Source organism: Gilvimarinus sp. 1_MG-2023, assembly GCF_030548285.1.
Genome location: NZ_JAUOSC010000174.1, coordinates 1 through 437 on the forward strand (window position 1 = coordinate 1; position 437 = coordinate 437).

Genomic DNA, 437 nt, shown 5'->3' on the forward strand with positions numbered 1-437 from the left:
GAAGGGCCAGATCACCAAGCCGTTCAAACTGTGAATGAAGCCCTGAGTCTGAAGACAGTCACCTTCGTTCCTTTGCCATCCGAGTCAGAAATCCCAGCCCTGATCAAAAACATTGTGCTCGCCACCGAGAGCTATAACCCATCCATCATCAGCAACGGCCTGGCAACCTGGTTACTGGCCCATGCAGCAAGGCAAGCAGGTATCAAGGTTGTACTAACAGGAGAAGGTGCTGATGAACTCTTCGGTGGCTACCATCAGTTCAATCAGACCGATCCATGGAAAGAAACACGTCAGCAGCTCATTCAGGACATGCAATTTACCGAATTACGCAGACTCGACATGGCCAGCATGGCTCATAGCATCGAAGCACGCTGCCCGTTTCTTGACTCAAATCTTCGTTATTTAACCAACCAGTATGAATTAGAACAGCTGTACAG

At 49.2% G+C, this 437-nt stretch carries 1 protein-coding gene; it reads left to right on the forward strand.

Annotated elements, in window-relative coordinates; genetic code table 11:
- Positions 1-30: 30 nt before the first annotated feature.
- Positions 31-437: asparagine synthase C-terminal domain-containing protein (locus Q4563_RS16285; protein WP_303605220.1), on the forward strand; the 407-nt coding region annotated here is incomplete at its 3' end.